This window comes from Elstera sp. (assembly GCF_044372965.1).
Taxonomy (GTDB): Bacteria; Pseudomonadota; Alphaproteobacteria; order Elsterales; family Elsteraceae; genus Elstera.
Window position 1 is genome coordinate 1 of the sequence record NZ_JBILQX010000149.1, and the last position, 8,954, is coordinate 8,954.

At 58.5% G+C, this 8,954-nt stretch carries 10 protein-coding genes; 3 read left to right on the forward strand and 7 right to left on the reverse strand.

The genetic code is table 11. The features are described 5' to 3' along the window. Positions 1–80: 80 nt before the first annotated feature. From ACIQ36_RS15490 to ACIQ36_RS15500, 3 genes are all read right to left on the reverse strand, one after another. Positions 81–332 (reverse strand): antitoxin, encoded by a 252-nt coding sequence (locus ACIQ36_RS15490; protein ID WP_395830930.1) that lies wholly within the window; start codon positions 330–332, stop codon positions 81–83. A gap of 121 nt (positions 333–453) precedes the next feature. Next, entirely contained in the window at positions 454–1,767 is a 1,314-nt protein-coding gene (gene proS, locus ACIQ36_RS15495) for a proline--tRNA ligase (RefSeq protein WP_395830932.1), read from the reverse strand. A gap of 86 nt (positions 1,768–1,853) precedes the next feature. Then, positions 1,854–2,318 (reverse strand): hypothetical protein, encoded by a 465-nt coding sequence (locus ACIQ36_RS15500; RefSeq protein WP_395830934.1) that lies wholly within the window; start codon positions 2,316–2,318, stop codon positions 1,854–1,856. A gap of 555 nt (positions 2,319–2,873) precedes the next feature. Between ACIQ36_RS15500 and ACIQ36_RS15505 the strand changes: the two genes are divergently transcribed. The 3 genes from ACIQ36_RS15505 to ACIQ36_RS15515 all read left to right on the forward strand — a co-directional run bounded on the left by ACIQ36_RS15505 (position 2,874) and on the right by ACIQ36_RS15515 (position 6,070). Then, on the forward strand, positions 2,874–3,764 hold the full coding sequence (locus tag ACIQ36_RS15505) for a phosphotransferase family protein (protein ID WP_395830936.1): 891 nt from the start codon (positions 2,874–2,876) through the stop codon (positions 3,762–3,764). A 102-nt stretch (positions 3,765–3,866) separates the two neighbouring features. After that, positions 3,867–4,238 (forward strand): hypothetical protein, encoded by a 372-nt coding sequence (locus ACIQ36_RS15510; RefSeq protein ID WP_395830938.1) that lies wholly within the window; start codon positions 3,867–3,869, stop codon positions 4,236–4,238. A gap of 215 nt (positions 4,239–4,453) precedes the next feature. After that, the gene (locus tag ACIQ36_RS15515; RefSeq protein WP_395830940.1) at positions 4,454–6,070 is read left to right on the forward strand and encodes a hypothetical protein; all 1,617 of its coding nucleotides are present in this window, start codon (positions 4,454–4,456) and stop codon (positions 6,068–6,070) included. A 67-nt stretch (positions 6,071–6,137) separates the two neighbouring features. Here the strand turns inward: ACIQ36_RS15515 and ACIQ36_RS15520 are convergent, their stop codons facing one another. The 4 genes from ACIQ36_RS15520 to ACIQ36_RS15535 all read right to left on the reverse strand — a co-directional run. Beyond that, positions 6,138–6,467, reverse strand: a complete 330-nt coding sequence (locus tag ACIQ36_RS15520; RefSeq protein WP_395830942.1) for a cupin domain-containing protein — start codon at positions 6,465–6,467, stop codon at positions 6,138–6,140. Between the two features lie 100 nt (positions 6,468–6,567). Then, a complete protein-coding gene (locus ACIQ36_RS15525; RefSeq protein WP_395830944.1) occupies positions 6,568–7,008 on the reverse strand; it encodes a type II toxin-antitoxin system RatA family toxin in 441 nt (146 codons plus the stop codon). Between the two features lie 5 nt (positions 7,009–7,013). Continuing rightward, positions 7,014–7,970, reverse strand: coding sequence for a lipoyl synthase (gene lipA / locus ACIQ36_RS15530; protein WP_395830948.1), 957 nt, complete (start codon positions 7,968–7,970; stop codon positions 7,014–7,016). Between the two features lie 271 nt (positions 7,971–8,241). Next, positions 8,242–8,954 (reverse strand): FAD-dependent oxidoreductase (locus tag ACIQ36_RS15535; protein ID WP_395830946.1); only part of this gene is annotated, 713 nt, incomplete at its 5' end.

Here is an 8,954-nt window from a genome sequence, read left to right on the forward strand (position 1 = left end):
CCGAATACGCTTTGCCGCATGGCCTGAGGGATTCTTAACAAGATCACTCAAGATGTTCGTATCGAGCAGGTACAGCACCGTCAAAAGATATCCTCGGGCTGGCTCGGTGCATCCTCGATGCTCGGAATATCCTCGGCCATCGGTTGCCAGCTTGCCAGAAGTGCTAAGAGACCGCTTGGAGGAACGGGCTCGATAATCAGCCGCCCCCCTTCGCGGCGCATCAGCGCGGTATCGCCGGGCAACTCGAACTCAGCCGGAATACGAACGGCTTGATGGCGCTTATCACGGAACAATCGCACAGGCCGGGCAGGTGACTCGAAGCCTTGGGTCATTACACTCTCCCCCGCCGATTGCGCTAAAGTGCTCAGGTCTGAGTTTAGCAGAAAGAAAGCCGCGCAATTCTGGCTTTTTTACGGGCGCGGCAGGACTCTTTCGAAGCCCTGCCGCCTCACCTCACGCCCCCAACCGCGCCAGCGCGTCCGCCACCGATAGCTCGTCCCGCTGGCCGGTGCGGCGGTTCTTCAGTTCGACGACGCCCTTTTCCAGCCCGCGCGGACCAATGATGAGCTGCCAGGGCAGGCCAATCAGGTCCATATCGGCGAATTTCACGCCCGCGCGCTCGTCGCGGTCATCGTAGAGCACGTCGATACCTTTGGCGGTCAACGCGTCATAGATTTCCATCGCCTTCGCGTCGGAGGCCGCATCGCCCGCCTTCATCGTGATGATGCCGACGTGATAAGGCGCAACCGCCTCCGGCCAAATGATCCCCGCCTCGTCGTGGCTGGCCTCAATGATCGCGCCCAAGAGACGCGACACGCCGACGCCGTAGGAGCCCATGTGCAGCGGCGCAACCGATCCATCAGCTTGCGTGACGGTGGCATTCATCGGCTTCGAATACTTTTCGCCGAAGTAGAAGATGTGCCCGACTTCAATCCCGCGCGCCGAATGCAGGCGCTCGGTTGGAACCGGGCAGGCGGCGGCATCGTGCTTTTCTTCGGTGGCGGCATAGAAACCCGTCGCCCAATCGACGAAGGATTGTAGCTCCTCGGCGCTTTTCGGGGCCTTATCGAGCACGTCGAGGGCGAGCCAATCCTGATCGCAGAACACCTGGCTTTCGCCGGTTTCGGCCAGAATGATGAACTCGTGCGACAGGTCGCCACCGATGGGGCCGGTATCGGCCTTCATCGGAATCGCCTTCAGCCCCAGCCGCGCATACGTGCGCAGGTACGCGAGGAACTGCTTATTATAGCTGATGCGCGCCGAGGCTTCGTCGATATCGAAGGAATAGGCATCCTTCATCAAAAACTCGCGGCCCCGCATCACGCCAAAGCGCGGGCGCACTTCATCGCGGAACTTCCATTGAATATGATAGAGATTGAGCGGCAACTGCTTGTAAGAGCGCACGAAGGTGCGGACGATATCCGTCACCATCTCTTCGTTGGTGGGGCCGAACAATAGCTCGCGCTCGTGCCGGTCGGTGATGCGCAGCATCTCCTTACCGTAATCATCGTAGCGTCCGCTTTCGCGCCAGAGGTCCGCCGATTGGATCGTCGGCATCAGCAGTTCCACCACACCCGCGCGGTTTTGCTCCTCGCGCACGATGGCTTCCACCTTATTGAGCACGCGCAGGCCGAGCGGTAGCCAGGCATAAATCCCGGCGCTCTGCTGGCGGATCATGCCCGCGCGCAGCATCAGCCGGTGTGAGGCGATCTGCGCTTCGGCGGGATTTTCTTTTAAGGTCGGCAGGAAGAACTGGGACAAGCGCATGAAAGATCTCGGACTTTATAGGGAACAGCCGGGCGCGACTTTAGGCGGCGCGACCTTGCTTGTCCACGCCCATGCGGGCCTGCCCGCTAGCGATAGCCCGCTGCGCGGCAGCGTTCGATGAGGTCCTCGTTCCCGCCGGTGAGCGGACGGCCATTGAGCAAGCTCGTGCCATCGGGCGCAATCTGCACCGTTCCAACCGTTGTTTCGCCCTGGAGCGGGCTGCGCAGACGGCCCCCATAGGCGTTGGGATCGACATAAAGCCGGGTTGACGGGCTCAGCCCCCCGGCAAGGCCGCCGCCGTAAAGCGCGCCGCCCGGCAAATCCGCCCCGGCCACCGACCCGCCCGACGCCGTCAACCCCGGCTGATAGGTCGGCGTTTCCGAAGGCGACAACGTTACCAGCGCCTGCCGACAAATCTCGGGATCAGGCGCTCCTAAGAGCGACGAACTGCCGCCGTTCCCGATATTCATTTGAAACCGGGGGGTCTGTGCCTCCACCCGGGAGATGAGAACGCCCCCATTCAGCCCAGCAATGCTAAGGCTTGAAAGCATGAGTGCCGCCAGCGCATATACGCGCCTAATTTTTGCCCATTGAATCATTCTTTCAGCTTACCAGATTAAAACTCAGAACCACAGACGGCAAAATCTTCCCGGCAATGGCTTTGTAACCAATTGGTATAGCTTTCTAATTTGTTTCGGAGCGCATAATGGTTAACACAATCTGCCTCTGTTTACAGAAGATGCACATTTTGGCGAAAAAATGGGTGACAGACGCAAGGGCGCGTGCTTATACTCCGTCCAACAAATAAAAAGACTGCGCGACAAAAGGCCGCGCAGCCCGAGTTTAGGGAGGAATCGCCACCAGGCGGAGACAAGCAGCATAAGCTGTTGTCGTACAAATAAATCTATCTTCTGCATTGCAGCATGGCAAGATCAAAATATTGATCTTGCCGTTTTTTTTGCCTGTTTTCAAAGTCATGGCGCTTTATTGTGCGTATTGCCCATGATCGCATCAATATTTGCTTAGAACTGCGGCAGTAATTGCATTTGCATTCAAGCGTTCGGGTCTGTCCTTGCCTCTTTCCGCAGAGCATCGCAGGGTAAGCCATGGTTTTCACCCCCCTCTCGGCACCGCTCGCTACGGCGATTGCCCATCTCTCCTCCGAAGATCACGCCAAGATTGTCGGACATATCGGACCTATCGCGCAATGCGATGGCAACGACGAGGGCACCAGCGTCCTTGCATTCAGACTGAACCACGAGTGGGTGTTGCGCCTCGCCCGAACGAAGGCGGCCCCGCTAGCGCGCGAAACTCGGCTCCTCAGGGCCATCGGCTCGAGCTTACCGACCGAGATGCGCAACCTGCTGCCTATTCCCGACGTCGCGGGCGACGGTTGGACCCTCCATCGCCATCTCCCCGGCCTTCCAACCAGCCGCGCCGATTTGCAGGCGCTGCCCGCGTCGCAGCGCGGGCGACTGCTGGCGGAGATGGGCAATCTGCTTCACACGCTCCACACCCTGCCCCTGCCCGCCGATCTTCCCGCGGCCGATACCCCCCATACGCCGGACCAGTGGAACGCGCTGCGGCAGCGGGCCGAAACCCAGCTGTTTCCTCTGCTCTCGGGAAAGTTGGCAGACGATCTACGCGGGGCCCTGTCCGCGCTGGACACGGCGTCGCTGCGCCCCGCGCGGACGGGCTTCATTCATGACGATCTCCACCCCGCCCATATTCTGCACGATCCGGCGAGTGGGCGTTTAACCGGCCTTTTGGATTTCGGGCGCAGCGGGCGCGGCGACCCTGCCGTCGATATTGCGGGGTTCCTCTATAATTGGGGGAACGGGCCGCTGACCGAACTCGCCTATCCGGGGCTTGCCGATCACCTTCCGCAGGCGCGCGCGCTGGCCCGAACCTATGAGGTGCAATGGGCGCTGGAAGGCATCAAGCGCCAGGATATGCGCTGGCTGCTCTATGCTTTAGGTGCGGCAAAGGACTTTTGAGCCCACGCAAGCGGCGCGTTGCATTCGAAATGATTTACCTTAAAAGCCCGTCATTTCAGATGACTGGCATTCTACCCGCGCGCGCGGTAAACTGCTTTTCAAATGGTCAGGAAAACTCCCCGCCCCCCCGAAGAGGCCCGCGCTATCGCCCGGGCTTTGCGCAAACGTTTCATTTCCGCAGAAGTGGAGGCGACGGCGCTGGAGGCATTGAAGCGGTTGAATATCGATCCTGCCGCCTTTCTCGCCCCAAAAGCAAAGCCGCCGGAAGCCGCGCCGACGCCGAAAGATCCGGCCAAAATGGCGAGTTTCTGGGGGCGGAGTTCTAAGGAAAGCACCATTGCCGCCGTGCGCGAACGCGAGGGCATTGTTCTCCCCGAGGCCGATAAACCGTTTACGGACGATGAAAAGCGCAAAGCAAGGGCGGTTTTGGCGGTGTTTAAAGAGCGCTACGGGCTTCCCGATAAAACAAATTAAAAAATCTCGAGCGATAATTTATTTTTGATTTAAATTTTATGCACCTCAAAAGCATCAATAAAGGAAGGATAGCATCGCTACTCTTCCTTTTTTTATTATTTTAACCCTACAGAGCGATAACTTAACAAAATAATATCGTCATTTTATTTTAATTTGAACACAACCATAAGATGATTTACTCTTTATAAACCACATATAACACAAGGGGTTGGCGCATGACCGGGTTCCGAAAATCACATTGGGCTTATTTCACCGCCACAGCATCACTTTTGATGTTTGCAGCGCCAAGCGTACAGGCGCAAACGTCGCAAATTGCCTGCCCTTTTTCACTCACAGCGCCATCGCTTCCGTCAAGCTTTGTTGCAAGCGGCGCTATTGATAATCAAACGACCGCCGATTGCGCCGCTTGGCAGCAGTTTATCTACCTGAACTGGCAAGCAGTAAGTGGCCAAGCAATCCCGGATAAGAGTGTTGCCGCCAGCCAGTTCGGTCTTCTCCCTGCGGGCGCAACAACGGTCTGGCAGAGTTTTACCCCGGCAAACTCGCTGTTTGAGCCCTCGTCCCCGGCCAGCCGAAACACGCCGCCGCCGCTGGTGCTAACGGCGACCTCGAAGTTCGGCAATGTTACGGTTAGTGGCATCGATCAGGCCAGCGGTGCCGTTTGGCTCACCAGCCAAAAGCAAAACCTGACCTATTATGATGTGCGCATGAACCCGAACGAAGTGGAATATGTCTCCTCCGTTCAAGGCGGCGGGCCGCTCAATACCGCCACCAATCAGCTTGCCTGCGTGACGGCGGTTCCGGCAGGCCAGACGACCGGCGGGTTTCGTCTGCCGATGGGCTATGGCAACGATACCGACTGTAACGGCAATAAAGCGACCTATGGGGACGATACGGGCTCGATCGAACTGAAAGCCGCCTGGGTTATTCTCAGTGCCGGGGATCCCAATAACAGCCGCTATCTCACCGCCAGTGCGACCGTGACCGACCCTTATGGCGTCACGACGACCCAGACCGTTGGCCTCGCGGGCTTGCATATTATTCGGCGGATGCCCGGCGCGTCGCAATTCCTGTGGTCGACCTTCGAGCATGTTGATAACACGCCGGACTATAATCTGACGACCCAGCAAGCCAGCGATCCGCGCACTGCGACGGGTGCCCCCCGAAACGCGCGGACGGACTATACCTATTTCAACAGCGCGTGCACGTCGGCGACCGACCCCTATTATAATTGCACGGTGAATCTGCAACCGCAAACCCCGTGCCCGACGAGCGCGGGTCGAACCCCCGCCAACCCAACCTGCTATCCCTATAATGCCCCCCAACAGGTAGGGCGCACGACGCCGCTGGAATTTCATGCCAATGGCGTCAACCAGTGGGTTTGGTCGCAGATTCCCAGCGCCTCGATCTTTCAATTCTATCGCTTGATCGATGTGCAGTGGCCGAATAATCCGGCCCCGCAACTTTTGTCCGGGGCGCTTGGGGCGGGGATCAATGGCACCCCCAATCCCACGAACATGGTGCCGGACTTAGTTGCAAACGACCCGACGACGCGCGTTATCGCCAATACCACTATGGAAACCTATGTACAGGCCGGGGCCTTCAAACAATCGGGAGGCGCGGGCACCTGCATGGATTGCCACGCCAGCGCCACGATTTCGGCCCTAACCGCCACTACCACCGCACCGGCGGCGACGGCGAAGGTGAATAAACCCGGCGTGCGCGCCTTTGCCTCCACGGCAGGCCAGACGGCCCCTACGGCACCCTTCCCCGCCGGGGATTATCTCGCCAGCTTCTCGTTCATTTTCCTGAACGCGACCGTTAAGCCGTAACTTCATACAGGTTTGGCCGCGCAGCCGATTCGTTTTCGGCGGCGCGGTCAGATTTTCAGCATTGAGTTTATTCCGCTAACTGCTCATCCAGGCAGCGGGTTAGGGGCGAGTCCACGTCGCCGGTATGCTTCGTTGTGACCGTTTCGATCAACAGCACCCAGCATTCTTCGTCGGCCACCGGATTGTGCCGCACGCCTTTCGGCACGGTGAGAAAATCGCCTTCGTTAAGAGTGGCAACATGGTCTTCAAACTCGATCCGCAGGCTGCCTTTCACGATATGAAATAGTTCATCTTCATCGTCATGGGCGTGCCAAACAAACTGACCTTTGAGTTTTGCCACTTTTAAATATTGATTATTCACTTGGCCGATAACCTTGGGCGACCAATAGTCGGTCACACGATCAAAGGCAGCGCGCAGATTGAGGGGCGTGGGGATGCGGGGGCTCTCCTGAAATCACCTTAGGATGATATAACATACCCTCGCGCCGAAGCAGTTGTTAGCTGTACAATGCCTTTGCTCTATTCTCAAACGCCGATACCATCCGCTTTACGGCTTCATTGAACAGGGTTTCGATAATCTTTTGCAGCATGCGATTGTGGAACTCGAAATCCACATAGAAATCCAATTCCGTCTGCCCTGGCGCATCGGGCAGGGCGCGGAAAATCCAATGATTGTTGAGATATTTAAACGGTCCTTCGGCATAGGCCACGTCAATGCGGAAATTCGCCGGGTCGAGCGTGACGTTACTGGTGAAGCGCTCGCGCACCACCTTATAGCCGATAATCAAATCGGCGCGGATATGGGCGTCCGACCGTTCGCGGATACGCGCTGCGAGGCACCAGGGCAGAAACTCAGGATAGCGCCCGACATCCGCCACCAGATCGTAAAGCTGCTGCGGGGTATAGGGCAGAAGCCGCTTTTCGGCATGGGTGGGCATGCGGTTTAGGCCGAAGCTTTCGCTAACTGCGCCTCCCGCGCGGCCCGCATCTGCGCGAAATCCTCCCCAGCATGGTAGGAGGAGCGCGTCAAGGGCGAGGAGGCCACCATTAGGAAGCCTTTGCCGTAGGCCTGCGTCTTATAGCTCGCGAACTCATCGGGCGTGACGAACCGATCCACCGCCGCGTGCTTCGGGGTGGGCTGCAAAAATTGACCGATGGTGAGGAAATCGACTTCCGCCGACCGCAGATCGTCCATCACCTGCAAAATCTCTTCGCGGCTTTCGCCGAGGCCCACCATCACGCCCGACTTGGTGAAGATCGACGGGTCGAGCCGTTTGACTTCCGACAAAAGCCGCAGCGAATGGAAATAGCGCGCGCCGGGGCGAATGGTCGGGTAGAGGCGCGGCACGGTTTCAAGATTATGGTTGAACACGTCCGGGCGCGCTTCCACCACCACTTCAATCGCGCCATCTTTGCGCATGAAATCGGGGGTCAGCACTTCGATGGTCGTTTGTGGCGAGCCTGCGCGCACCGCCCGGATCACGCGGGCGAAATGATCGGCCCCGCCATCATCGAGATCGTCGCGGTCAACCGAGGTGATGACCACATGGGCAAGGCCCATGCGGCTCACGGCTTCGGCCACATGCTCGGGCTCGTGCGGGTCAAGCTTATCGGGCCGTCCGGTCGCCACATTGCAAAAAGCACAGGCGCGCGTGCAGACATTGCCCAAGATCATCACGGTCGCGTGCTTCTTGGCCCAGCATTCGCCGATATTCGGGCAGGCCGCCTCTTCGCAGACAGTGTTGAGCTTCAACTCCCGCATCATCTGGCGGGTATTATTATATTCAGCCGAGACCGGCGCTTTCACCCGAATCCAATCGGGTTTCCGTTGGATGGGATTATCCGGCTTATTGGCCTTTTCCGGGTGGCGGAGTGCGGCGGCAGCAGCCTTATCGGTCATCATCCAAATCCCTTCGCGGCGTCACACGCGCGTCATAAACGCTCCGATAAAGTGGAGCAAGGCGTTCTTATCGTCAGGGGCGCTGCCCCCAACACCCCCGCCCAAGGGCAACGGCCCTTGGGGAACCCGATCTCTATTAAGTAAATTAGAAAAAGGGATTCTCAAGGGGCAAGCCCCTTGAGCGGAGTGCAGAGGCTGAGCCTCTGCGTGCTTGCCGACCATACAAAGACGGCGAGGCCTGTGAAAGCGCCCCGCCGTCATGCCTCACCTGTTAGAAATGGATCGCCCGACCGTAGGCGTCCAAAACCGCTTCATGCATCATTTCCGAGAGGGTCGGATGCGGGAAGACCGTGTGCATCAGTTCCGCTTCCGTTGATTCCAGTGTGCGCGCGATGGCGTAACCCTGGATCAGTTCGGTCACTTCCGCGCCGATCATATGCGCGCCCAGCAGTTCGCCGGTTTTCGCGTCGAAGACCGTCTTAACCATCCCTTCCGGCTCGCCCAGGGCAATCGCCTTGCCGTTGCCCATGAAGGGGAAACGCCCGACCTTCACACTATAACCCGCCGCCTTGGCTTTCGCTTCGGTCAGGCCGACCGAGGCAACCTGCGGCTGGCAATAGGTGCAGCCCGGAACATTGCTGGTATCGAGCGGATGAACATCGCCCACGCCGAAGATTTTTTCGACGCAGATCACGCCTTCGTGGCTGGCCTTATGGGCAAGCCAGGGCGGGCCTGCGAGATCGCCGATGGCGTAAACGCCGGGCTCGCCGGTGCGGCAATAATCGTCGATAACCACATGGGTCTTCTCGACCTTAACCCCCGTGCCCTCAAGCCCGATATTCTCGACATTGCCGACGATGCCGACCGCGAGAATCACCCGGTCCACGGTGATTGCCTGGGTTTTGCCGCCCTGGTCCACCGTGACGGTCACGTTGTTCGCGCCCTTAGTGATGCTCTTAGTCGCGGCCCCGGTGAGGATTTTCA

Excerpts from the sequence above, each read along its gene's own strand:
- ACIQ36_RS15490 (WP_395830930.1), bottom strand. The coding sequence starts at position 332 with ATGACCCAAGGCTTCGAGTCACCTGCCCGGCCTGTGCGATTGTTCCGT.
- proS (WP_395830932.1), bottom strand. The coding sequence starts at position 1,767 with ATGCGCTTGTCCCAGTTCTTCCTGCCGACCTTAAAAGAAAATCCCGCC.
- ACIQ36_RS15500 (WP_395830934.1), bottom strand. The coding sequence starts at position 2,318 with ATGCTTTCAAGCCTTAGCATTGCTGGGCTGAATGGGGGCGTTCTCATC.
- ACIQ36_RS15505 (WP_395830936.1), top strand. The coding sequence starts at position 2,874 with ATGGTTTTCACCCCCCTCTCGGCACCGCTCGCTACGGCGATTGCCCAT.
- ACIQ36_RS15510 (WP_395830938.1), top strand. The coding sequence starts at position 3,867 with ATGGTCAGGAAAACTCCCCGCCCCCCCGAAGAGGCCCGCGCTATCGCC.
- ACIQ36_RS15515 (WP_395830940.1), top strand. The coding sequence starts at position 4,454 with ATGACCGGGTTCCGAAAATCACATTGGGCTTATTTCACCGCCACAGCA.
- ACIQ36_RS15525 (WP_395830944.1), bottom strand. The coding sequence starts at position 7,008 with ATGCCCACCCATGCCGAAAAGCGGCTTCTGCCCTATACCCCGCAGCAG.
- lipA (WP_395830948.1), bottom strand. The coding sequence starts at position 7,970 with ATGACCGATAAGGCTGCTGCCGCCGCACTCCGCCACCCGGAAAAGGCC.